The organism is Brucella pecoris, from assembly GCF_006376675.1.
GTDB lineage: Bacteria > Pseudomonadota > Alphaproteobacteria > Rhizobiales > Rhizobiaceae > Brucella > Brucella pecoris.
The window spans coordinates 198802-221449 of record NZ_VEWK01000002.1; the positions used below are offsets into that span (position 1 = coordinate 198802).

Here is a 22648-nt window from a genome sequence, read left to right on the forward strand (position 1 = left end):
GGCACTCCTTGGATTGAGACCTCAGCGGGTCAGGTTTTCTGGAATTAAATGTTCAGATGAACTCAGAGCGCCGGCTGCGGCCACTCGATAGCATCTAGAACAGCACGGGCAGCGACTTCATCATCCGCCGCATCAATGTCGCGCTTGGCACCGAGGCGGATGCTTTCGATCATAGCCCCGATTTGCTGCCATTGAGCGAAGGCAGCAAGGACGATGTTTGCAACCTCATCAAGTGTTTCAGCCGTAATTCCGACCTCCGATGACAGCATTGTATAATGAGAAGCCTGTGGATTGACCGCCGCTTTGAATGCCTGCGCCTCAGTAACTTTCTGCTGATATGTCATCGCCTGACCCGTGCCGGGTGTGATGTATCGGAGCCGCTCTTGCTCTGCCGCCTGATCAATCGTGGCCCGCAACTCCGTCTTTAAATCATCTAGGTGCGTAGATGACGGCTCGCTTACTATCAACACCCCGTCTACCCATTTTAGATTAGGGTTTGACAACAACTGTTCTCGCTGCTCGACACTCACTTCGAATGCATGGCCGGGGATATTGAAGTTGATGTCCTCTTCGAAAAAACCCGTATGCTTGCCTTGCGCATCACAAGAAGCAAAAATTTTCATGCCGGATCTCCTAAACAATCAAAATCAATTCTCACAGGTGAGCTGGATCCAATTGAACGCACTTGAAATGAAGACGTACTCCTAGATTGGATACCAAGAGATGTCTGCGATGAGAAGGTATCGCCATTGGTTAGAACAACCCGATAATCGGCATTGGAAAAGCTAACCGGCAAATTGATAGTCGTCAGTTCGCTGGAAGGCGTTCTGACGACAGAACCCCATATATGGAGTTTTCCGTTGTCGAGGACCTCCCTGTAGATGCCCGAGCTAAGGGTTAAACCGAGGCCCGCATCGAACATCGGATGCGCACTGAAAACCAGCCAATTGTTGCCATCACATAATAGAATCAACCAAGCTTTTTGCTTGTTTAGAACCACCGTCGATGTCGTTGGCTCGTTTGAAAACTGTATCCGTCCGCCATCTTCGCTTGCGACATTGACCGTGATCGAAGGAGCAACGTTCCGAAGAAACCCGATATAATTGACACCGAACTCTGATGGCTTCGGAAGATTGTAAACAACCGGTCCTTCGGGGCGTGAGAAAAACATACCTCCAGCATCTGCCGGTGTCAGATTTATTGATGCACTGGGGGGGGTGATGATGCGATTGAGCGGGGACAAGCTGTAGTTCGCATCTATTAACTGAAATCGCTCACCATCATAGACGATGTTCAAAATTGCTCCGGCCCGCCAGTCATCTTTTATCGGAGCAACAAAATCCGAGCTGCGGACAATTTGCTTTGCAGCCATGCCATTAACTGAAAGCGTCGTCGCGCCTTGGCACGCATGTGGAACACGCATATTAATCTGCATGCCCACCCTGTAGTCCGTCGGTACCGGATCGAGTGCGACGGTCAAAGCAGTCGCGGACCCTGCTGCGACTGCGTAACGCCACTTGCCGGACTGTACATCCAGCGCGATTTTCTCAACGTATACGCCGCCAATTTTCTCGAATATTCGACCGTCTGGCAGACTAACACCGTGGCCATTGGCTGGAGTAATTATTGCCCAACCGGCAGATGTATATTCTGCAATTTTGCCAGACTGCCCTACCCACGCTCCTGTAGCGCCAACCGGAACTACATATGCGTCACCCAATGCCGGGGAAGCTGGCGGAGCTGCAGTTGTCATAGATACAATCGGCAACCATGGCAGGCGATTGATCCGCTGCAATGCAACCTTGAACGATGGATCGACGACGATAGTTATCGCTGCGATGTTCGAGAAGGCTATTTCTAGCCGGATGGTGCCTTCCACCGTTTGTCCGCTTGAGGGAATAGGTTTGCTGATCGGGGGGTCATAGCGCGCAATGGCAATGAGATCTCCATCCTGATCGATAAGGCCCGCCTCGCGGATTGTGTACGGGCCCTCAGCAGCTTCCAGGAAAATATCGAAATAAGCGACATTCGAAGCTCCAACAACGGTACCGTGACCTGAGATAGCCTTGCGTGCGATCTCATTATACAGGGCAGTTTCACCGCCCGACGGCACAGTCACCCCATCGCCGATTGCAATATGCGTAACGACGACAGCAGTACCGTTGGCAATCGCTGCTGCCTCTTTTGCGCGGCCAAGGTTCGTCATCAATGCGAACGTGTTTTGAGCCATAATCTTAAACCTTGTAGTGAGCAGTCGCCGACAGGAACGCGCAAGGCGCTCCGGCGACATAACTGGTCGCCCTTAGAACGGGCGGTTCAAATGCAAATGGATGGGCGATAGCTGCCAGCCTGGTTCTCGCAAACGCTCCCACATAAAGCGGACCGCGAGCCTGCACGACGGCGCGGGTGGCAAAAACACGAGATTTGGGTTTTGCCGCATCAACTGACGCGATTGCCGATGCCTGTGTTTCCAGATCGAAAACCGGACTGCCGTTGCGATAAAGGATCTCGACACGGAACGTCCCGCGCCTTGAACCATCTTCCCACCATTCAATAATTCGGGTTTCCAGCTCGAATGCCGCAAGCGCCCGCTCGACAGCGCCACGTGTGCCCTTGAGCCGATGGACCATTGGCGAGGCGGCAATGACCCTGCGCTGTTGCTCTTCGGTCCAATCAGCAGACCAGACATCCACCGACACACCCATAGCAAGATATGGCAGCAGAGCTTTCGGGCACGTCGCCGGATTCCAGATCGTCGCAATGACGGTGGGATCAACCGTCGCAATCCGTGCCAGTTCAGCAGCGAGCAATGCGACAGTGAGTGGCGAAGAACGCGCAGGAAGAATGGAACGTGCGAGGTCTGCAACAGCGTCAATTGCTTCAGCTGGCGTCATTGCCACGATCCTTGCGTTTGAACCGTATTGACCGTGATTGTGCCAACTTGTCCGACACCTTTCGAACCCGGTTCGATATCAGCAGCAGGCGAAACAACTTCGACAGTGACATTGTCATCAACAGCCGCGCGACCGCCGATAACCTCACGCTGCACAGCCAACCCGATGCGACGGCGGGAGACTGCATATGCGGTCAGTCGCCTTTTCGCTTCCGCTGCCATAGCCGACACATCGACACCCGGCGCATAGTAAAGAGTGACCTCGATATCGTAGGCCGTGACTGTGGCAGGCTCGATACGAACATTGTCGCCGATAGGCCGCACATCCTTCGGCGTCACCGCCTCGAATGCCCGATCCAACAACGATTGATCGGTAGGGCCGTAGGTGACGGTCGGCAGGATCACCACGAGAATTTCAGGCGCAAGCACCGGATCGCCGGTAGCCCGACCGGAGAACGGGTTTGGGATCAGGCCCATTGAATAGGCGTCTGCATAAAGCCCATTCGTATAGGTCGCCGCATCTTCCTCGGAATAGACCGCGACATCGGCGATATCCCGCTTTCCATCCAGCTCCAGAGCATGAAAGGCATATGCCCCTTCCGGGCCAGCGGTCGAAAACGCTTCAAAGGCGAGCAGGATACGGGCACGGAAAATGTCGTCGAGTTCGACCCACCTCCCCAGAACCGGATCCCATTGCGAATTTTCCGGCTGATCGTTTTCGGCATTGTCGTATACAAGACGTGAGATACCAGCATAGGTCGCTGCGATATGGTCAAGGTCGCCGCCGATGGCGGTTGCCAGAGACAAGGCGCGGATAGCTTCATTGACCCGCTGGCGAAACTTCATTTCCTGATAGCCGCCGCCTTCCGAAAAGGCGATCACCATGGGATCGGTTTCCAGCTTGTCAACATCGTAAGAAACGCCGAACCGCTCCAGCGCTGCAATCAGGTATTCATCGCGTGAGCTTTTGATTTCCTCAAAATCCACCGCGACGACACTTGGAACATCGCCAAGGTCAGCCAGGTTCGGCGCAACAAAGCGGCTCATGACATAGTCCTTGCTATAGTGATGCTCGTGGAAGTCTCGCCTTCGGTCACTGAAAAATCGCCCTTGTGACCGTTCGGGTAATAGACACCCCGTATCTGGAGATCGATGACGCCCTGTTCGTTCAGATCGCCAATGTCTATGCCGGTCACCGCAAAGCGCGGCTCCCATTTCGCAATTGCCATGGCGCAGGCTGAATAGATGCCGAGAATGACGCGGTCATTCATCGGTCTATCGATCAGGCCCATCAGCTCGGAACCAAAATCTCGACGCATCACGCGAGATCCAACTGGTGTTGTCAGGATGACCTCAATCGACTGCCGAACATGGTCAAAGCCCGCCAGCAGTGAACCATCCACGTTCGAAAAGCCGAGCGACGACATGGTCTATTCCTTCACTGGGCGCACGGCCTTTTGCCGGTCGGATGGCTTTTCCAGCTGATGACCGTAGGGAGCCATAAATTGTTTGGCGACCGCATCCGGCATTTCCTGCTCTGCGGTTTTGGCTATGTAGTAGGTTCCGCCGTAAAAGCCGCTTTCCTTCACGATGACTTTCATCGCCTGTTCTCCTTTGGTCAGTCGCACGACCACTTGGTCGCGCCAGAAATGAGACTTGCGCCACAACCCGTCGTGTCGCCGGTTCGCGCCACGGGATCGCCTTCGCAGATGAATTTCGAAGATCCCGACACAATCGGCGTGACGCCGTGACCGGGAATGGGGCAGGAATGTAGATCGCCTTTTCTGGCGATGAGCTTTCCCTCGCAGCTCCACTTGTCGGCTGACGAAATTACGGTGCCGCCATGACTGGAAGTATCACCGAGACGAACGATCAGTGGCATCAGGCGAGATTTCCGTTGGAGGCAGTAAAAGTGATGTTTGCCGCATCAATCGTGACAGTATCATCGCTGATGAAAAAGCGAACACCGCCCTTGACGATCACCGCGTCCGGCCCGTCGTGCGGGCGCGGATTTGCATTCGAGTGCGTCGAGAAATCGATGACAGCGTCAGTCAGGTCACCGCTTTCCGACATAACATCGACCTGCTGTCCGACCGTTGGCGGGATATGGGTCGATATCCCGCCCGCTGCGATTTCCTTCCACGGGATCCAGCCAGTTCGGAAAGGTTGCTCGCCGCCCTCTATTTTGACGCGGGCGACGCCCTTGCCATGGTCGATTTCATCAATCACGCCGGTTCGACGATGATTGGCCAAACGGCGCTCGACCTCGAACAGTCGGCGCTGCAGCTCGACGAGGATATCAGCGAGATTGTCAGCCATCACATTTTCTCGAAATCGATCCGCGCAATGTCTGGTTCTGTCGCCTCCGCTGCCAGCGGAGGCACATCGCAAAGCGCCCTCGCCTCATCCAGCGTGAAACCAAACCGCCGACGTTGCTCTATGGAGTTAAGCTGGGTGACGGCCAAGCCCATCAGTTCTTGCAGTTTCTGCAAATATGGATGCTGTACCGCTTCCATCTGATCGAGCAGTTTCTGCCATACAGAGGTCGCCGCAACAGGCTCGCCGAAAACCGGATCCGGCAACAAATCACAGGTGATGCTTTGCTGATGCGCCGCCATACGGGTGCCGGTTTCGGCATCAGCCGTTCGCCTGCGCTCGACTTTCACGATATCGCGAACAAGCGTCCGCCAAATCTCTGCCCATGGATTGCCGGGATCCATCAAGGCGGCGATTGATTGCCTATCGACAACATCAAGAAACAATTCGAAGGCAGAGTCCGTTGCGGGTATTCCCGGAATGATCGTGCTTTCGCCTGTCTCCTGATTGGTTTCGACCATCGACGCTGCGACGCCGGTTTCAATCAAAAGTTCAGTAAGTCCGTTCTGCCAGAGGCGTCGCGCACCGCTCAGATCTTCCGCCTTCGATCCGTCGGTATAGACCGAAATAAAAGGCTTCTCCTGATCGGTGCGAAGGCTACCGTCCGCGCCGACATCAATAGATCCAATTTCACTGTCGAGAACATTGGAACCGACCGAGGTCGAACCGTTAAGTGCCCCGATTGTCGCGATACGCAGTGCAATTCGACCTATAGACATCAGATCTGCCCCAGCTTCACGACGATGAGATTGCTATATCGATCCGATACTGCGGCTACTTCAAACCAGGGCTTTCCCGCCCTATCATTCGCGCGGACCTTGTCGCCAACCTTCGGATCAGGACCGGAATAGATTGAACGATCCAGAAACAGTTCAGCCTCACCAAGCGACAGGCGAGATCGATACGTCCCGGTAGGACCGGGAGCGCGCGAGTCATCCCCACCGACATGCAGGAGTGCGATAATATCGACCGTTGGCCGATCAGGATCGACCACCTGCTTTTTCATGAAAGACAGGCGAACCGACTCGCCATAGCTACGCGTCATCTTTTGATCGACCATAGCTTCCAGTTTTCGCCAGTTCGCCATGTCGCTTATACCGAAAGACGCACCGCGCCGAAGTCGGAAGGGTTCGCTGCCGCTTCGGTAGCGTGACCGATGAAGGTATTACCGGTCGCTGTCGTCGAGATATTCTTGTCGGCGGCGACGTAATAGACCTTGGCACCCACAGACCAAGCCTGCGCGGAAACCTTCGGCAACCCGAATACACCCCTTGTTGAGATTTCGACTGGATCGCCGGAAGCTGCTGAGAACTGCGCAACGCCAAAGAGATCGCCGACAACAACAAGATCGCCAGACTTCACGTCAGCCGGAGCCGGAACGGTGATGGTATCACCGGGCTGGATATAGTTTTTCATGGGAGTTCTTCCTTATGAAGGATCAGAGCGGAAAGGATGGCGGATCCAATGACCCGCCCTATTTCGATCAGGCCCCGGCGTTCTTGTAGCCAAAGCGATAGTCGGTCGCGCCACAGCCGAAGTCGTGTTCAACCGACATGCTGAAACCTTGACGCCCGAACGGCTCATCCATGCGCACGCGCGGTGCCTCGTAGCCTTCCAGATAACCCCAGCGATAGTTCGAGCCTGCGGAAGGTTCGCCGAACAGATGCCAGGCATTGTCTTTGATCTGGCTCGTTTCAATCAGCTCGAACTTGCCGGAGAAGATATTGACGGTCGAAACCGTTGCGGGAGTGATGGAGGCAAGAAGCTTTTCCGCTTCTGTCAACTTGTCTGGACCGACCAGCATGATACGAGCAGCATTCGACAGCAACGGATTGCCATCCAGGCTCTTTTGCTTGCTCATCGCCTTTCGACCATCACCGACACTGTCGACGGTAATTGCGGAGGGCGTACCGGCAAGGTTCTTGTGATCCGCGTGGAATACCGGCTTTCCGTCAGCGAGGTTTCCATTAAAGGCGCTCGCATAGAAAGTCACTTCCTCAAACAGCGCGACAGATGCACCATAGCTGGTAAGAAGATCAGAGATTGCACCGAGATCATCATTAATCAGCATCTGCCGACTGACATTCAGTGCGATAGCGTAGCTGAACGCCTGCACCTGTTCCTTGCCTTCACCAAACGAGCCGTACTTGATCTCGCCGTTTTCCAGCACCTTTTTCAGGAGTGGGAAATCGCCGACCTTCACTGTGGTGTCGGGACGGAAGTCACGGAAGTTTCGCTGGCGCGCAAATCGGCGGAACGTCGGCTGGGCAAGCGCATAACGCTGTTCCAGAGTCCGGTTGACGGCACCTTCGAAGATTGCCGGGAAATCCGAGGTCGAATGCGAAGCGCGCGTAAACACATCGTCGATGTCACGGGCATTCATCATGCGGCGACCGCGATAATTGACGCTCTCTGCGGCCAGATCCACAAGGCCCATTCCCATATACTGGCGAGCGGCAGCGGACGGACCAGCCTGCGGCGTCGGGGCACCGAGGCCGTATGCCAGCGCCTCGATCTGAGCTGAGCGACGAGTGACCGCCTCATCGTGAACCACATCGACACGCACACGGCTGTCGGTTGGACTCTGGCGCTCATTCGAGACCATGTGATCAAGAAGCAGGCTGCGGAACTGCTCAACCGGCGTGCCAGAGCGAACATGTTCGCGACCGAGATCAGGAAAACCGGAACGGGTAGCCAGATCCTCAATAGTACTGGACCGCTCACGTTCGGCGCGGACGCCTTCATCGACAGCAGCTCGGACCGAAGGATCAACCGTCGGTGCGTTGCGCTGCTCGCTTTCCATGCGGGTTATATCCGCACGGACCTGGTCGGCCTCGGCTAGAATACCCGCATGTTCCTGTTCGATTGCCCGAACCGCATCTTCATCGAGATCATCGGTAATTCGGGCGCGGGCAGCTTCCGCACGGTCAGTGATTTCTTTCAGCTTCGAACGCAGACCCAGCAAGGCAACGTTGGCACCGATCAGGTGCATTCCGTCAGGCTGTACGAAAGCACGATAATCGAGGGATGCTGCATGCGATGGATCTGCGGCGAACAACGCCATAGCCAGACCGACGCAGACAAATGCGGCGACGGTCGCGAAAATGTAAGCACCCTTTTTCATGGTGTGCGTTTCCTTCTATGTACCGGGCAAAACAAGCGCCGTCGCCCTGCAACCCCGGAGAATTGCAGGCGGCAAACTGGAATTTGTTGATTGCTGGATTAAGCGAGGCGGCGGACGGCTTCCGCCATTCTCATCCGGGCCGAGGCCGCAAACGTCGAGACCGGCTTACGGTCGATCATAAGCGGGAACGTATCTGCGTGATTACGCACCTGTGCGCCGGGATCTGCCGGAACCGTCACGAATGAAATTTCGTTCGGCGTCCAGCGCTCGACGAACACCTTTTCGACTTCGCCCTTTTTCTGGGCTTCCTCAATCCGGATCTTGTCGATGGAATAGCCGACCGACACATTTTTGATGATGCCATCGGAGACAAGGCCGAACATGCGGTCGGCGCGCTCGTCGATACCGGCTTTTGGAAACCGGATCTTGGCTTTACCCTCACCGCCGTCAACCCACGCCCGCTCGACAACCGCGACCTGCGAAAAGGTCGACCAGACAGAATGACTATCCAGAACCGGCGCACCTGCATTCATCCGCGACAAGTCGATTGCTTTATCGCTGACAAGCAGGATCTCGTCGAACGGGACAACCGTATCCCAGCCGACATACCGGCGACGGCGAACAGTTGCGCCGGTAGTCCATACCAGATCCAGCGTGCGCGTTTCAGCATCGACACCGGAAGGCAACAGCCGGACTTCCTGCATCTGCATCGGCAGACTGTCCGGCATTTTGCGCAGGTTAAGTTTCGTCATCGTTTTCGTCCTTCTCAGGAGGATCATCAGTATCAACGGGTTGTTGAACCTGACCGGCCTGCGATATGCGGCGCGGGTCGCTGTCGAGGATAATGCCGCGCTTGTCGAGCTTGGCATTGTCCGAATGGATTTCGTCCAGAACGTCATCCGTGTTCTCGCCAGTCTCGGCAATTGCCGATGAGAGCGAGCGGAAACCGGCCCGAACTTCCTTGATCCTGGCGTTCACATCCTTCAGTGGGTCCGCCGAGTAGAAACGCGGCGGCGACCAGTCGACCGCCACTGTCGGTGTGCTGATCTTCCCGGCGAGATAGGCGGCTTCACAGAACCAGTCCCACATCGGCTGCAACAGCATAGGTATGATGATATGCCATTGCAGCATTGAAATCATGCGCCGGAAGCCTTCCAGACCGATCTTGCTCGACGAGTAATTGACCTTGTCGAGCCGCCCCGTCATCAGTGCATAGGGAACGCGCCAGCCAGCTGAGATCGTATGCAGCATCGAAACTTTATAAGGATCGTAGCTGTCGGTGACGGCAGGCTGTGAGAATTTCATATCTCGACCGCCGACCGCATTGTAGAACATACCCGGCGTGAACTTTTCGACACGCTGTCCGTGCACATTGTAAATGCCCGGTGTCGTCGCCTCGCCATCCTTGCCGGTCAGCGGCAACCCTATCGTGTCGTCAATGTCACCGCCTGTCATCACCCCGACAATACAGGATTCAAGGCGCTTTCTGACAAGCTCCGACTGCTCATACTCGGCAAGGTCGAATGTATCGTCCATCGCTGGCGTCCCCCATGGAACGCCCCTGACCTGTGTGCGCTGTTTTTCGAAGACATGCGCAATATCAGCTGCCGGAACCGGCTTCGAAACGATGGTCGATTGCGGATCAAAGAAGCTGTTTCCGGGGTGAGATCCGAACATCCAGTAGGCACGCTTGCGGCCTATCGCATCAAACTCGATACCCTGAATTGCCTTGCCGCCGCCCGACAACACCCCTTCCTTGGTACTATCGAGCAGATCCGATTCAATCACCTGCAACTGGAGCGGGACCGGCAATCCGTCTTCCAGCCTGCGACGGCGGCGACGTACCATGCCGTCACCACTTTCAAACATCTCTCGAACCGTCAGGGCAACAATACCGTTGAAGTCGAGATCACCGTCAGCGTCGCAAACCTTGCTCCATTCCTGGAACAGCTTGATTGCTTCCTTGTTTTTCGAGCGCGGAATGATGCCGTCGCCGATGGCGTGACTGACCAGCTCGGAAACAGCTTTCGCCGCATAGGGATTGTTGCGGACCAGATCCCGCATACGGTCGCGAAGCTTGCGACCGGCGCGAGCGATCTCGGCATCTGCCGATGTCGATTTCGCGCGACGACCTGATTTCAGGCGATTGGTTTCCGCTCCGGAATAGCTGCGCTGGACAATCTCCATTGCAGCCCGGTGACGAACACGGCGCAAGCCCGCCTCCGGCGACACATAGCCGATGGCCTTATCAAGAATGTTCCCGATACCCATTAGTCTAACGCCGCCAGAATGGTACGAGGACCACGCGATTTACGGGCCCGAAGATCCGCAAGCGCCTCCCGCATATCTTTCAAGGAATGATATTCCACCTCACGGCGGGTTCCGCCTGAGTGGAAGATGACTTTCTTCGCGCCGGTAAGAATGGCTTCCTCAAGCGCTGCAATCTGATCGTCTATAGAGGCCACGATTATAACCACTCCGAAGGTGCGATTTGTGGAAGGGATGAAACAGGTTTGATCTCCGGTGGCGTTGACAACTCGCCCTCACGGTGCGCCCAGTTGGCATTCACCATCTGGCGAGCGGCAAAAGCATAAACCGTGCAGTCGAGAGCTTCGTGCCGTCGCCCCGGAACCGGCACAAACTGCCGGACAGTTTGTCCGCGCGAATATTTGACAACCATCTGCTCACCCACGAGTTGCTCAAACCAGACATCTGGCAGAGATTTCGAAAAGCGCATCGAACTGGCACGCGCCAGCCGACCGAAAATGTGGCTCTTGATGCCATCGACACCGACGATGAACAGCTTGCCACCCTTCACGGTCGATTTGGATTTCTCAATCCATGGCCGGTTGCCACCCACGCCCTTGATTGCAAACACGCGCCTGCGGAACCGTGGGAATGCATAACGATAGACAGTTTCCATCGTTTCGCCATCCGAGCTATCGATGCAGGTGGCATCGACCTTGATCTTGCCGCCGAGCGGATGATCCCATTGCGTGCCAAGCGCGACATCCAATTCCGACCAGGTCGTGTGATCCTCGTATCGGCCCCAAATCACCTCATGTCCCAAGGCGTAAGGAATCCCCTCTTTGTCCCAGCCAATGAAGGTGATTTCCAATCGATCATCCTGCACGTCAACGCCAGCGGTGATGATGAGAACCTGAACCGGGATTCCGGTCGTGGCCGTCGCATCGTCATCGTCTGGAGTTTCCGCAACCAGGCTGAAATCTTCGGCGCGGCTTGCAAGCTCGATATCGTCCAGCTCGTCGGTGTTTTCCTTCCAGCCTTGCGCGAGGATCGTGTTGATGAAGGTCTGAAGCTTCGACGGATCATTCTTCGCGCCGACAAACTCTTTCGCCAAACGCCCCCAAGACGCATTCGGTAGCAGCGAAATCAGGGCATTCATCCGAAACCCTGCATGATCTTTGACTTCAGGCTTCAGCGCCCGCCAGCGACCATTCGCAACCATGCCGGGCTTGTGGCGCTCATCGACAACCGAGCCGCACTCCCGGCAAACATAATACGCTTTTTCCGGCTCACCTTCCGGCCATTGAATGTCGGACCACTGGATCTCATGGAAGTGTCCGCACTCAGGGCAAGGCACCTCATAAATTCGCTTGTCAGACTGTTCATAGGATTGCAGTACATGGCTGGTTTCCTCATAAACCGGCGTCGACCCCATAACGATCTTGCGATCCGCAAACGACAGGGTGCGGCGCTCAGCGAGCAGGATCGGCGACCCTTCCTTGGTCGCCGACATGCCGTCTGCCTCATCGATAAACAGGATGCGCACATTATGGCGGCGCAGGTTGCGCGGTGCCTTTGCCGCAATAACTTTCAGAAACCCACCCGGAAAGCGCCGGGAAAGCAGAGTGTTTCTGCCGCCTTCATCAACATCGCCGGTCAACAATCCGTTGAGCGCTGGCGAGGCATCAAAGATCGGCTCGACATCCGAAACCATATAGTCGCGGCAGTCAGCCTCAGTCGGCAGGAGCGAAAGGATCGGCGACGGATCGTTCGAACAGAAACTGGCCATCGCGCTTGTCAGAAGCGTAGTGAAGCCGACACGCACCGGCTTCACCAGTGTCACACGCTCAAGCGCGCTATCGCCGATAGCGTCTGCAATTTCGCGCTGCGGTGGCCAGAGCCTCACCCGACCCGTGAGGGATGAAACTCCCTCCGGCAGATAAACTGTTTGCTCAATCCACTCCGAGAGCTTCAGTTTCGGTGGCGGCGTCAGGGCTTCCCAAACTGCCCGCCGCGTGATCGCCAGAGCCGTCGTCATCGTCCTTTTCACCAAGCTCTGTAAGTGCTGTGCGAATTTCCTCGTCGATCAGGTCGACATCGAAAGTGGTAAGGTGTGGCAGCATCTGGCGGCATCTGGATGGAACCGCCATCATCACGTTTCGCACGCGTCGGGCTATCGAAACCCATTCGTTGCGAACCTCGGCAATTGGGACCAGTTCCTTCCGCATCGCCGCGTTGCGCATTGCTGCCTGGTCGGCTTGCTCGCGTGCCAGTCGGGCACGTTCTGTTGCGAGCGCGTCGACATTGTCACCGCCTCGACCTGCCGCGATCCCGCGCAGATGCTCGCAGTAGAGCTGGACGGACTTCCGCAGGTCGAAGCGATTCCGACCTGTCTTCACGATGATTCCACGCTCGACGTAATCGGATATTGCCCGCTTCGAAACGCCCAGGATCTCTGCGAGATCCGCCGCTGTTATCTCGGCAGCGTTTTCAGGCTGTTCGTCATCCTCAACCGGATCTTGCTCTGGCAAAAGCGGCTGCGCGGCCTGATCGACATGCTTCTTGTGCGATTTGGCAGCAAAGCTGGGGCTGACATTGAACTTTTCTGCTGCCTGCCGGACGGTATGGCCTTCCTCAATGAAGGCTATGACCTGCTGGCGCAGCTCGTCTGAATACCCTTTGGCCATGTGATTCCGATTCCATTCAAAGGGCGGAGGAATCCCCCTGTAAGAATTCGCAGAGACCGAAATCCCGCAGTCGCGCTCACCCGCTCCGGTGATAGGCCCGGAAAAGGACCCAATGGAGGGGGCGGGTCGGGGGCCGGTCGGTCAGGTGCGCCCAACCCTCGATCCGCTCACCGGTCGAGGTGCTCACTCGCACGATCTCATTATGGCAGGAGCTTTTTGAGAGCAGCATCGACGCGCTGCTGCAGCAATGGTGCCGCTGTTCTCTCAAATGCCGATCTCGTCGCGCCCTTGGTCATTTCCACCGGGATGAAAACACCTGACCGGGTATAGGTGATTTTGGTTCCAGACTTGTTCAGCCTATGGAAAGCATGGCCGTAAAACTTTGGAACGTTGACGCGACCGGGGAAGCGTCCGCCTTTCAGAAACGATCCCGCGAATAACTTCCGCTGCCCAAATGGCTTTGCGGAAACGCCTGCACGCAATTCGCGAGGCGAAAGATATTTCAGACGAATATCGCCGCCTCGCGTCACCATTTCGTAAGACAGCTTACTATGACGGGCGTGCCCCGGATCTCCGATAGCCTTGATTATGGTCTTGCGGGCGAGCCCCGTTTGCTTGGTCAGGTTTCGAATAACCTGTGTCTTTGCCCGGTTGCCGACCTGATTGATGATGCGAGGGAGAACGTTCGGAAAGCGCGAATGGAGAACCGCGATCCTCGATCCGAACAGCGAGAGGTGCTTATCGGCCCACTTTGCAGAAATCGTTGCCATGATCGCAATTCCACGTCACTTGCAGGCGCTGCTGCTGAAATAGTCATCCATCGTGCAGAAATGCTTTGCGCATCCACTAAGCGCGAAAGCGACCAGCAGCAGTGCAATCAGGACAAACAGTCGATTGTCGATGGTTCTGATCATTGGACCGGCCTTTCAACAAAACCGTTTATCCTTAGTACAAACGAAAAGAGCGCCAACTGGCGCTCATCGTTCGGAGAAGTCTGGACATAGCTTACGCACTGGCCCTGAATCGATTGCTGCCGTTTTGGCAGTCAGGGCGGGGTCCGAGCGCGACCACCTCAGGAACTAGTCCCCACGTTTTACCGTGTATCGAGGTTCACTATTCATACCGGATCATCCCGTGAGCAGATTACGCTCACAAAGGTTCGAGAATTGCAATAGGCACAGTCATTGCCACTGGCCTGCCCATAATCGAAACCTCAATCACAACGAGACCGTTGCCCTTTGTTCCACCCGAAACCAGTTCTGCACGGCAACCGGCAAAAGGACCATCGGCAACACGCGCCCATTTCACCCCGATAAACTTCCGGTGAAAATGCTCGTAATCATATTTACCATCTTCGGCTTTCGCTTTGAAAAGATATACCTTTTCGGCACTGACCAGAAATGGCGCTTCATATCCACCAAGGATCGAAACGACGTGATCGAAACTCAACAGACCGGCAAGGCATTCGTTCAAAACTGCACAGCGTACCAGCACGTAACCATTCATGACGGGCTGCTGTTTTGCCGGAAGGACTCGATGCTGTCGACGAACCACAGGCCCCATTTTCATGGGGACAAGTACTTCGATATTTTCTTTTTCGAGCGCTTCCCGCACCGAAAGTTCGCGTCCTGACATCACCTGAAGGACCAGCCAAGGAGAATCATCGCCCGCGCGATTCGCTGCCGCTGCCCTCATCCGAGCTACCCTGCCACGCTCTGCAAGCACCTTGTCGATTGCGCAAGCCTGCTCGAATGTCGGCTGTCTCGTGATAGCATCTGCAATCTGCTTTGCGTCAATTGCCATCATTTTCACCCAATCCCCTCAGTGCGATTTCGAAACCGTTCAAACCCTCCGGCCCACCAGCCGGGAAATATACCCACTCGGCATTGCCGGGGTCCGGGAACCATGGCCAGCCCTGCTGACTGTGGAAATCGGCCCATGCCTTCCACTCGTCGCTGCCAATGCGAACCTGTACGAGCAAATCCTTGATCGCCTGCAGGCGCGCTGGAACAAGCGCGCCACGTCCACCAGATGCACGCTCGAAAAGCTCATTCACTGCTGGAAAGCCCTGCTTGGCCTGCTTATCGTGCAGCAGATATTTCTCGGTATAGCGCCCGCTATCGACCAAGCCCTTCTCGATCTGGGTCAGGCCAACAACACGAGTGGGACCGTTCAGCAACAGCTCATAGACCCTTGCACCCCACATTTTGCCCAAAGGCGCTGCCTGCGCAGATCCGGTCTGCTCGACCGCCGCTTTGGCTGGCAGCTTTTCCCAGCGTCTTTCGCGGAGATAAACCGCATAGGAGCAAACCAGCTTCCGACCCGACGCCTTCGCAGCCTCGACGTAGCGCGCAGCCTCGTCGACTGCCGCTTGCCTTTCCTCCGGCGTCAGAGACAGCCACACACGGAAAGCCTCAGGCTCGCTGTCGGATATCGCTGTAGGCCAACCATGGAAACCACGCTTGAACGAACGTTCGACGGATTTCCGGCTTTCCCTTCCATCGTCCTCGCTCTCGCGCGCTCTCTCACCTAATGGTTTATCTAATGGTTCTATTACGGTTTGGGTGACACCGTGACACCCGTCGGCGTCGTCAATGTCACCCGTCGGTGCTTCCGTTGTCACGGGTGACACCGTGACACCCGTGACACCATGACACCCGTCGGCGGCAGGTTTTCCCGCCTGCAAGCTGTCCAATGCACGCATATCGAAATCGTATCGCGTGGCCTGCCCCGGTCGTCCGCCGCCCTCGGCCACGACAATCAGCAACCCTTCATCGACGAAGTCGCGTAGAAGACGCTGCACGGTACGCTCGGAAAGCTCTGTTTCAAGCGCAAGCCGTCCAACTGTAGGCCAGATCCCGCGCCCGTCATCGTCCGCGAAATCTGCCAGACGGATCGCGAGCATCTTGCGGCTCGGAGATCCAAGTTGCGCCTTGAACAGGCGTGACATGACAGCAATGCTCATTGCGCTGCCTCCAGATACTCAGCGGCAGGCAAACGCACCCACTGGTCAGCCATCGCGGCTGCAATGCCCGTGAAAAACCGGCTGCGCTCGCGCCAACGGTCAGGACCTGGCGGAATACGATGCACGCGCGCCTCCCTGCCCTCGACAATGTCGGTAGCGGTCAGCGGTGGAAGGTTGCGCAACCAGAAGCAGGTACGCTTGACCTCACCATGGCCAAATTGCCAAGGCTGTACGCTCTGGGCGGGCGGCGCATAGTTTGTGATGCGCGCCTTGGCATGCTTGTGCATGACAGGGTTTTCGACGCACACGCGGTGAATGGGAGCGTTCCAGAACGTTGAAAACAGTTCCGCCGCTTCATCCAGTTCGCGCCAGATCTGTTCGACCGTCTTGCCGCGCGGGGGCACCGTCAGCCAGCGAACACCGGAGTTGCAAAGCCGCGTGCATGGCGGATGTGCGACAATCAACAGATCCCAGCCATCATGCAGTAGATCCCGCGCATCGCCGACAACATGACGGTTTGTCTTGTCCTCGGCTGGCAGCAGATCGCACGACCACGCATCATGCCCAGCGTCGAGGAATGCATTTCGCACCGTGCCGGAAAACTCACAGGCTACGAGAACGCGCAACGGTTTTATCGTGTCGGAATGTGTCGTCATTGCCCCACCCTCAGCCACACCTCAAAATCGGCGCGCAAATCGCTCCACCGGTCTGCTGCAGCGGCATCGCTATTCAGTTCTTTTCTTGATTTGATCCGAAGGATGGCGCGCAATGCGTCTGCGGCAGTATCAGCCGTCAGTGGCCCCTCGGCGCCGTGCCTTTCTTCCAGATAGATCCGGAATGAAGCCTGATCGCATTTCATGGCAGCTTCCGCCGCGAAGCCCTTCGAAATACGCCGCTTTTGCTGAACCGGCGCGGCCTTACGTGATGCCGCGATTGCGCGGTCGACAAGCCCCAGCAAAAACCCGACCATATCCGGCGCGTTGACCAGAAAATCGACCTCATCCGGCGTTGCACCGGGATGAAAATTCGCGATTTCGATCAATTCGCCATTACGTGTTTTTGCTTCGACAAACGTGGCTTTCTCAGCGCAGCAAAGCTGCCAGCGCGCGCCGTCGAGTGCCCGATATCTATCTTTGATCTTCCGCAGACGGTCGGCATCAGAGGTCATAGCGCCTCCAGCCATTCGATAATGTCGATGCCGCAATTGAGCGCCAGCTGTCGTTCGGCACCCGCCCCCTTGGACGCCCGCCAACCCGGCAGCAAAACTAACGTGTCGGCCTCAAGACAAATGAAGTTACAATATGATGCGAACGCTTGCCGTATCGGAAAAAGCTCCGGTGGTCCCTTATGGGGATATTCGGCAGGGTTATAGACCCGATGCCCCGCCAAGCGGAGAGCGGCGGCAGCGCTGCGAAAAGCCGGATAATTGAAATCCGGCAATCCCGTCATTGGCCCGGAAAGATAGATGATGCGCGGGCTTCCCAATGTGGCGATAAAACAATTGGAGCACATTACGCGGCCTCCACGTCAGCGGCAGGCGCTTCATATCCCCATACATCCCAGCCTGGACGCTTGCGGCGCGCATTCAGTTCCAGCTTTGGGAGATCCGGATAAAATTTCTCAATCTGCTCAGCGAAATACTCAGGCTTGGCGGAATGCTCGCCCTTCTTTTCGGCGTAGACCGTCGGCGGGAGCATTTCCGGCAGCGGGCACGCCACCTCGCCGCGCCTGCCGATGAGCAGAAGCTCATGCCGGTCCCTGCCCCAATAGCCGGTGCCGATATCGACCTTGTCCCAAACCCAGTGATGCACATAGGTGAAGCCGCAAGCCTCCATGACCCGCAGCGAATCCAGCAACATCGGATTTGTCGCCCAAAGGAACAGTACAGCAGGATGACTACCACCGATCAGCTCGACCATCAGGGCGACGATTTCGTCGGTAGGCATCGTCGGATAGTGGTTCTCAGCGCTCTTTTCGCGCCCCGTCACTTCCGAATGAACCTGATATTTCCACGCCGGATCTGCATAATAGACCGGATAGAGCCGATCCAGCTTTGCCGGTGCCGTCGCCTTGCCGCGCTCGGCGGTCAGCGCCATTTCCGTAAGTCTGACAGCGTGGCGCACCTTCTGTTGCTGGGCACGAATGCTCTTGCTTTCGACCTTGATGCGCTTTTCTTCTGCCAGAGCGCCCTCGACCCACGCAATTTGCGCAACATCCGACGGCAGAGCCTTGAGGCGATCAAGCGCCACACCATTGTCAAGCCGGGTGCCCCGCAGCTTGTCGAGCGCCGCCTTGCAAATCTTTTCCCCACGCTCGGCATCGCGTCGGATGCTTCGCTCTGGTTTTCCGGTCAGTTCAGCCGTGGCGGCAACAAAACTCTTACGCTCTGCCCGGTCGACCAAGTGGCCAACTTGTCCGCTTGATTTGCGGTCGCCGCCATGGCCGGTTTCCGGGTATTTTAGGAGATACAATTCCTTGCGCCGGAAAACGAACATGGCGCGATCTGCTGGCGTCAGTTCGGCACGGGCAAGATTCTCGTCGATCTCCCAAAGCTCGGCATCGAGCGCACTTTCCTTTCGCACAAATGCCGGGATTTCCTGCCAGCCAATGGCGAGCGCAGCCGCCAACCGGTGGGCACCAGCCGACAGAATGTAGGGCGAAGCGCCCTTGCGCTTGCTGTCATTTGCCCGAACTGTTATCGGCGTCCGCAAGCCCAGTTCCGTAAAGGACGGCTTCAACGCCTCGACTTTCGCCGGATCCACTTCGCGCAGGCGCTTGCCCGTGTCGATATCGGATATCCGGATCATTTCAGGTAGTAGCGCGTCCATGTCACCGCCCCGCAAGAAACAGAAAGAAGATGAGAAAAGCCGCGACTGGTGACTCAGCAACCAACGCGGCACAAACGATCAGCGCGACCTCGCGCGGCTGGAAACGGGCGATCATGGGCCGATCCGGCGAAGCGGCTCCCTGCCGTGCAACTGGCGAAAATCGTCGCGCAGCTCGGCCAGCTTTTCCCAGCCCATGACCTGCCAGCGTCCATCGACCCGCTTGACGGCAAAACGATTGCCCTTGCGCCGAACCTCAACGCCAAACCCAAGCAGTTCATATTGCGTGGCATCAAAACCGGATCTGACACCGCATTCGAAGCGACGAGGCCCACCGTGCGACGCAATCCATTGTTCGACGAGCGCGGAAACAGCAGTCATTTTCCCGCCTCCAGACGACGCAACACGTCCTCCAGCGCCCGGATCGCCTCCCGCACTTCCTTGGTGATTTCCCGCTTCTCACCGGCGTCAATGCGTCCATCTTCCAGCGCCGTAACGATGGATTTTGAAACATCCATCGTCTCGGACATGACGCGGTGCGCATCCATTTCCGTGAGAGGCGCATTGTCGAGCGCTTTCATTGCCCCTGATGCTGCCGGAACAAGCTCATATCCGAGCAATCCGGCTGCAGCCTTTATGATCGTCGGCGTTTGCGCTCGCCGGTCGACCTCGACCGCGACATCAATCGGCATGAAGCTGTCGGCATGTTCCACGCCGAACGATGCGTACTTGGAAAGCGTCGACACGCCGACACGGGTAAAGGGCACGATGCAGGAAATGCCGCCCGACAGCATGTATGCGCCATCGGTAGCAGACTTGAGGGAACGCTGTTCTTGCTCGGAAATTGTGCGCACGGAAACACCCCTGAAAATTTCAAGGAAAAAAGTTCGTCAAAGGATTCGATGAAGTTGGTCAGCCCAGCCGGTACGACTGAGAAATCAGATTAACCAGGCGGCCCACAGGCTGAGGAAACGACCGATGAAGTCATTACACCGCACTCCCCAGAACAGAGGATGCCGGGGCGCGTCCGGCGTCGTCCTTACGGCGCGCCCCGGCTGTTACGCCCGATGGGAGGTTATCAGGCGATTTCGAAACGTCGGGGAGCACAGCAGAAGTATGAAATGCTGCACCCCCCTCATCACCCGAGCCGGAGAAGTCGGGCGATTGGAAACTGGTTGCAGGAGCGGGATTCGAACCCGCGACCTGTTGGGTATGAACCAACTGAGCTACCGCTGCTCTATCCTGCGACAAAGAAGCTGGAGCGTCCGAGGGCGGCAAGGACGCTCCAGCACCACCCGCAGAGGAACATGCGGGCGATTCGAGAGGCGGGCCAAAAACATCAGGGCGTAGAAAGTGACGGGAGATACCCGTCAGGCGCTCTACTTCCAAAACGCGCTCCGGCGGCACGACAAACCACTGGTTTACCGCTTGAGGCGTAATGCGAAGCGCACGTGCCAATGAGCTGGCACCTTCTGCCCGTTCTTTAGCGGCCTCTAGGGCCTGATGCATTTCGTTTTTGTCAGCCATGCTGATTTTTAAAGCATAGCTTTCATTTAAATGCAAGGAATTCTTAAATGGACGAAATTATCCACATTGAGTCACATCCCATTATGGATGAGACACAACTCGCTCTGAAAATCGGAACGGCTTTGCGGACTGCTAGAAAGCAGCGCGGCCTTGTCATGCGCGACATCGCACAGGCTGCGGGCGTGAGCACAGGTGCCGTGGGCAACTGGGAACGCGGCGCAAATGTTATGTCGATGGAAAACTTGCAGGCCGTGGCGAGCTATCTTGAGATTGACCCCATCGCCCTTAGCAAAGGCGATGTGAAATTCTTATCCGAGACGCAGCCGGTGTCCGATGCTGAAATAATCTCGGATGCTGGCCACATTGACACCGGCCCACTTGATGTCGAGATCCTTGGCGTCGCAGTCGGCGGCGACGACGGTGACTTCACTCTTAATGGAGAAGTCTCTGGATACGCACGTCGCCCAGCGGGGATCGCGCACCTTAGAAAAGTATTTGCACTTCATGTTCTTAGCGACAGCATGGTTCCCCGGTATGAACCTGGAGAACTGCTATATTGCGGCGGACGTGACGCCGTTTCTGGAGACGATGTAGTCATCGAAATGTTTCCAGAGCAAGGCGAAACCGTCGGCAAAGCATACATCAAAAGACTAGTGAAACGCTCGAAAACCGAAATTGTCTGTAAGCAGTACAACCCTGCAAAAGAACTTGTCTTCGATCCATACGCCATCAAGAATATGTGGCGCGTGATACCTACGCGCGAGCTTCTCGGCTATTGATTGCATAAGCTTCTGCATAAATTCGAGCATTTGAACTGACGTAAGTTGGGTTCAGACTAATGTTGCGCCCAGGCAACCCTTCATCCCGGCAACCAGCACAAAATAACTTTAGTCCCAACTGACGAATCGTCGTTTTGGGACCTATGCCAACACGATACAAATCGTGAGGCTTACGCCATCTGATACGCCCGCAATCTGCACACTCGATCTCAATTACCGACGTAGATCCTACGGTTGGCTCCTGCACACAAGACATTCCACAAACCACCCTGTTCTAATTTTGTTCTCACTATTGATTCTTTTTTCCGCCTTGTCGAATCGATTCTAACTTTCATATTTTTAAAGTATTGCTTGCATTTAGTTGAAAGCGGTGCTTTATTTTTGCCATCCGATCTGAACCAGCTCAGACGTCGAAAGGATGGAAACCATGATCCAGTACCAAACCGCACCAATTGCCAAGCCAGCACCTCTCTACACCCAAAGCATCATCGGCAAGCTTGCCGACACAATGCTGGAAATGGCCTTTTCCGGCCAGAACGTCACCCCAGAAACATTGGAAAGCTACGGATTTAGCAAGGACGTTGTCGAGCGTTATGGCGCACGCGCTACCGCCCTCGCCCGTCGCCGCTCAATCCGAAGGATCGAACGCTACATCTAAGTAGCGCCGATCCTTCCAGATCGCGGAGGGTGGCATGGCAGCGCATTTCAGTATCAGCCCACATTTGACGGCAGCGGATTTCGATTGCCCCATTCGGAATACATATCTCGGACAGGCGCATATCGCCGGAACGGGACCGGAAGGGACAACCTGCCGCCAGTGCAAGCACTGGGGAAAGACGAAATCGGTCAAGGACGAACACGGCAACTATGTCGAAAAGTTTGCCCCCCCCCCCAAGCGGAATGGCAAGAAACACATGCTGTTTCCGGGCGAACCGAAAGACGCCTACTGCCTCAAGCCCATCCTCAACAAAGCAAAGCGAGCCATCCCGCATCGCGCGTTGTCGTGCCGATTTTTCGAGCCGAGCGAGAACCCGATGCCCATTCTCACCGGTAAGGATGCGTAACCATGCAGGATAATCACGAGTTTAAAACCGAGACAGGCGGCTTTCACTTGCCGACGGCATACCAGACCGAAGACAGCGACCTGAATTACATGATCGTTCTGTCTACTCTGATTGCGTGCGTCGCCTGCGCAGGCATTCTGGCATCGCGAATTTTCGGCTGA

At 56.1% G+C, this 22648-nt stretch carries 31 protein-coding genes, 1 tRNA gene and 1 pseudogene; 4 read left to right on the plus strand and 29 right to left on the minus strand.

Annotated features, from left to right (window positions below):
* Window positions 1-62 precede the first annotated feature (62 nt).
* The 29 genes and pseudogenes from FIB18_RS04200 to FIB18_RS04335 form a co-directional block, all read right to left on the minus strand.
* Complete coding sequence (locus FIB18_RS04200) at window positions 63-623, minus strand: hypothetical protein (RefSeq protein WP_140019577.1); 561 nt, start codon at window positions 621-623, stop codon at window positions 63-65.
* Complete coding sequence (locus FIB18_RS04205; protein ID WP_158295690.1) at window positions 620-2230, minus strand: phage tail-collar fiber domain-containing protein; 1611 nt, start codon at window positions 2228-2230, stop codon at window positions 620-622. The genes FIB18_RS04200 and FIB18_RS04205 overlap by 4 nt, the downstream gene beginning before the upstream one ends.
* Before the next feature lie 4 nt (window positions 2231-2234).
* Window positions 2235-2894 (minus strand): phage tail protein I, encoded by a 660-nt coding sequence (locus FIB18_RS04210; RefSeq protein ID WP_140019579.1) that lies wholly within the window; start codon window positions 2892-2894, stop codon window positions 2235-2237.
* Window positions 2891-3940, minus strand: a complete 1050-nt coding sequence (locus tag FIB18_RS04215) for a baseplate assembly protein (protein WP_140019580.1) — start codon at window positions 3938-3940, stop codon at window positions 2891-2893. The genes FIB18_RS04210 and FIB18_RS04215 overlap by 4 nt, the downstream gene beginning before the upstream one ends.
* A complete protein-coding gene (locus tag FIB18_RS04220) occupies window positions 3937-4320 on the minus strand; it encodes a GPW/gp25 family protein (protein WP_140019581.1) in 384 nt (127 codons plus the stop codon). The genes FIB18_RS04215 and FIB18_RS04220 overlap by 4 nt, the downstream gene beginning before the upstream one ends.
* A gap of 3 nt (window positions 4321-4323) precedes the next feature.
* Window positions 4324-4494 (minus strand): hypothetical protein, encoded by a 171-nt coding sequence (locus FIB18_RS24760; RefSeq protein WP_158295691.1) that lies wholly within the window; start codon window positions 4492-4494, stop codon window positions 4324-4326.
* 17 nt (window positions 4495-4511) lie between these two features.
* On the minus strand, window positions 4512-4775 hold the full coding sequence (locus FIB18_RS04225; protein ID WP_012092174.1) for a PAAR domain-containing protein: 264 nt from the start codon (window positions 4773-4775) through the stop codon (window positions 4512-4514).
* Window positions 4775-5212 (minus strand): phage baseplate assembly protein V, encoded by a 438-nt coding sequence (locus FIB18_RS04230; protein ID WP_140019582.1) that lies wholly within the window; start codon window positions 5210-5212, stop codon window positions 4775-4777. Before FIB18_RS04230 ends, FIB18_RS04225 begins: the two co-directional genes overlap by 1 nt.
* Window positions 5212-5988 (minus strand): hypothetical protein, encoded by a 777-nt coding sequence (locus tag FIB18_RS04235; RefSeq protein ID WP_140019583.1) that lies wholly within the window; start codon window positions 5986-5988, stop codon window positions 5212-5214. The genes FIB18_RS04230 and FIB18_RS04235 overlap by 1 nt, the downstream gene beginning before the upstream one ends.
* Window positions 5988-6356, minus strand: coding sequence for a hypothetical protein (locus FIB18_RS04240; protein ID WP_140019584.1), 369 nt, complete (start codon window positions 6354-6356; stop codon window positions 5988-5990). Before FIB18_RS04240 ends, FIB18_RS04235 begins: the two co-directional genes overlap by 1 nt.
* Window positions 6357-6361: 5 nt before the next feature.
* Window positions 6362-6685: a DUF2190 family protein gene (locus tag FIB18_RS04245; protein ID WP_140019585.1), complete on the minus strand. Its 324-nt coding sequence runs from the start codon at window positions 6683-6685 to the stop codon at window positions 6362-6364.
* 67 nt (window positions 6686-6752) lie between these two features.
* Window positions 6753-8393, minus strand: coding sequence for a phage major capsid protein (locus FIB18_RS04250; RefSeq protein ID WP_140019586.1), 1641 nt, complete (start codon window positions 8391-8393; stop codon window positions 6753-6755).
* Window positions 8394-8491: 98 nt separating this feature from the next.
* Entirely contained in the window at window positions 8492-9145 is a 654-nt protein-coding gene (locus tag FIB18_RS04255; RefSeq protein WP_140019587.1) for an HK97 family phage prohead protease, read from the minus strand.
* Entirely contained in the window at window positions 9132-10664 is a 1533-nt protein-coding gene (locus FIB18_RS04260; protein WP_140019588.1) for a phage portal protein, read from the minus strand. The genes FIB18_RS04255 and FIB18_RS04260 overlap by 14 nt, the downstream gene beginning before the upstream one ends.
* Entirely contained in the window at window positions 10664-10858 is a 195-nt protein-coding gene (locus FIB18_RS04265; protein WP_041545160.1) for a phage head-tail joining protein, read from the minus strand. The genes FIB18_RS04260 and FIB18_RS04265 overlap by 1 nt, the downstream gene beginning before the upstream one ends.
* Before the next feature lie 2 nt (window positions 10859-10860).
* A complete protein-coding gene (locus tag FIB18_RS04270) occupies window positions 10861-12678 on the minus strand; it encodes a phage terminase large subunit family protein (RefSeq protein ID WP_140019589.1) in 1818 nt (605 codons plus the stop codon).
* Window positions 12593-13327: a MerR family transcriptional regulator gene (locus FIB18_RS04275; RefSeq protein ID WP_168436518.1), complete on the minus strand. Its 735-nt coding sequence runs from the start codon at window positions 13325-13327 to the stop codon at window positions 12593-12595. The genes FIB18_RS04270 and FIB18_RS04275 overlap by 86 nt, the downstream gene beginning before the upstream one ends.
* Window positions 13328-13527: 200 nt before the next feature.
* Window positions 13528-14097: a hypothetical protein gene (locus tag FIB18_RS24765; RefSeq protein WP_158295692.1), complete on the minus strand. Its 570-nt coding sequence runs from the start codon at window positions 14095-14097 to the stop codon at window positions 13528-13530.
* A gap of 15 nt (window positions 14098-14112) precedes the next feature.
* Window positions 14113-14241: a hypothetical protein gene (locus FIB18_RS25325; protein WP_255482242.1), complete on the minus strand. Its 129-nt coding sequence runs from the start codon at window positions 14239-14241 to the stop codon at window positions 14113-14115.
* 235 nt (window positions 14242-14476) lie between these two features.
* A complete protein-coding gene (gene nusG / locus FIB18_RS04290; protein WP_140019593.1) occupies window positions 14477-15133 on the minus strand; it encodes a transcription termination/antitermination protein NusG in 657 nt (218 codons plus the stop codon).
* The gene (locus FIB18_RS04295; protein WP_140019594.1) at window positions 15120-16292 is read right to left on the minus strand and encodes a helix-turn-helix domain-containing protein; all 1173 of its coding nucleotides are present in this window, start codon (window positions 16290-16292) and stop codon (window positions 15120-15122) included. Before FIB18_RS04295 ends, nusG begins: the two co-directional genes overlap by 14 nt.
* On the minus strand, window positions 16289-16948 hold the full coding sequence (locus FIB18_RS04300) for a hypothetical protein (protein WP_140019595.1): 660 nt from the start codon (window positions 16946-16948) through the stop codon (window positions 16289-16291). Before FIB18_RS04300 ends, FIB18_RS04295 begins: the two co-directional genes overlap by 4 nt.
* A complete protein-coding gene (locus tag FIB18_RS04305; protein WP_140019596.1) occupies window positions 16945-17460 on the minus strand; it encodes a hypothetical protein in 516 nt (171 codons plus the stop codon). The genes FIB18_RS04300 and FIB18_RS04305 overlap by 4 nt, the downstream gene beginning before the upstream one ends.
* Window positions 17457-17804, minus strand: coding sequence for a DUF4406 domain-containing protein (locus FIB18_RS04310; RefSeq protein ID WP_140019597.1), 348 nt, complete (start codon window positions 17802-17804; stop codon window positions 17457-17459). The genes FIB18_RS04305 and FIB18_RS04310 overlap by 4 nt, the downstream gene beginning before the upstream one ends.
* Entirely contained in the window at window positions 17804-19120 is a 1317-nt protein-coding gene (locus FIB18_RS04315; RefSeq protein ID WP_140019598.1) for an MT-A70 family methyltransferase, read from the minus strand. Before FIB18_RS04315 ends, FIB18_RS04310 begins: the two co-directional genes overlap by 1 nt.
* Window positions 19121-19231: 111 nt before the next feature.
* Complete coding sequence (locus tag FIB18_RS04320; RefSeq protein ID WP_140019599.1) at window positions 19232-19498, minus strand: hypothetical protein; 267 nt, start codon at window positions 19496-19498, stop codon at window positions 19232-19234.
* Window positions 19495-19971 (minus strand): phage regulatory CII family protein, encoded by a 477-nt coding sequence (locus FIB18_RS04325; protein ID WP_140019600.1) that lies wholly within the window; start codon window positions 19969-19971, stop codon window positions 19495-19497. The genes FIB18_RS04320 and FIB18_RS04325 overlap by 4 nt, the downstream gene beginning before the upstream one ends.
* A 318-nt stretch (window positions 19972-20289) precedes the next feature.
* Window positions 20290-20364: transfer RNA gene (locus FIB18_RS04330), tRNA-Met, on the minus strand.
* A gap of 91 nt (window positions 20365-20455) precedes the next feature.
* Window positions 20456-20644: pseudogene (locus FIB18_RS04335) on the minus strand (Cro/CI family transcriptional regulator); the annotation flags it as partial.
* 83 nt (window positions 20645-20727) lie between these two features.
* Here FIB18_RS04335 and FIB18_RS04340 point away from each other — a divergent pair.
* From FIB18_RS04340 to FIB18_RS24775, 4 genes are all read left to right on the plus strand, one after another.
* Entirely contained in the window at window positions 20728-21423 is a 696-nt protein-coding gene (locus FIB18_RS04340; RefSeq protein WP_168436611.1) for an XRE family transcriptional regulator, read from the plus strand.
* A gap of 427 nt (window positions 21424-21850) precedes the next feature.
* Window positions 21851-22081 (plus strand): hypothetical protein, encoded by a 231-nt coding sequence (locus tag FIB18_RS04345; RefSeq protein WP_140019602.1) that lies wholly within the window; start codon window positions 21851-21853, stop codon window positions 22079-22081.
* A gap of 34 nt (window positions 22082-22115) precedes the next feature.
* Window positions 22116-22487, plus strand: a complete 372-nt coding sequence (locus tag FIB18_RS04350; RefSeq protein ID WP_140019603.1) for a hypothetical protein — start codon at window positions 22116-22118, stop codon at window positions 22485-22487.
* Window positions 22488-22489: 2 nt separating this feature from the next.
* On the plus strand, window positions 22490-22648 hold the full coding sequence (locus FIB18_RS24775) for a hypothetical protein (RefSeq protein WP_158295694.1): 159 nt from the start codon (window positions 22490-22492) through the stop codon (window positions 22646-22648).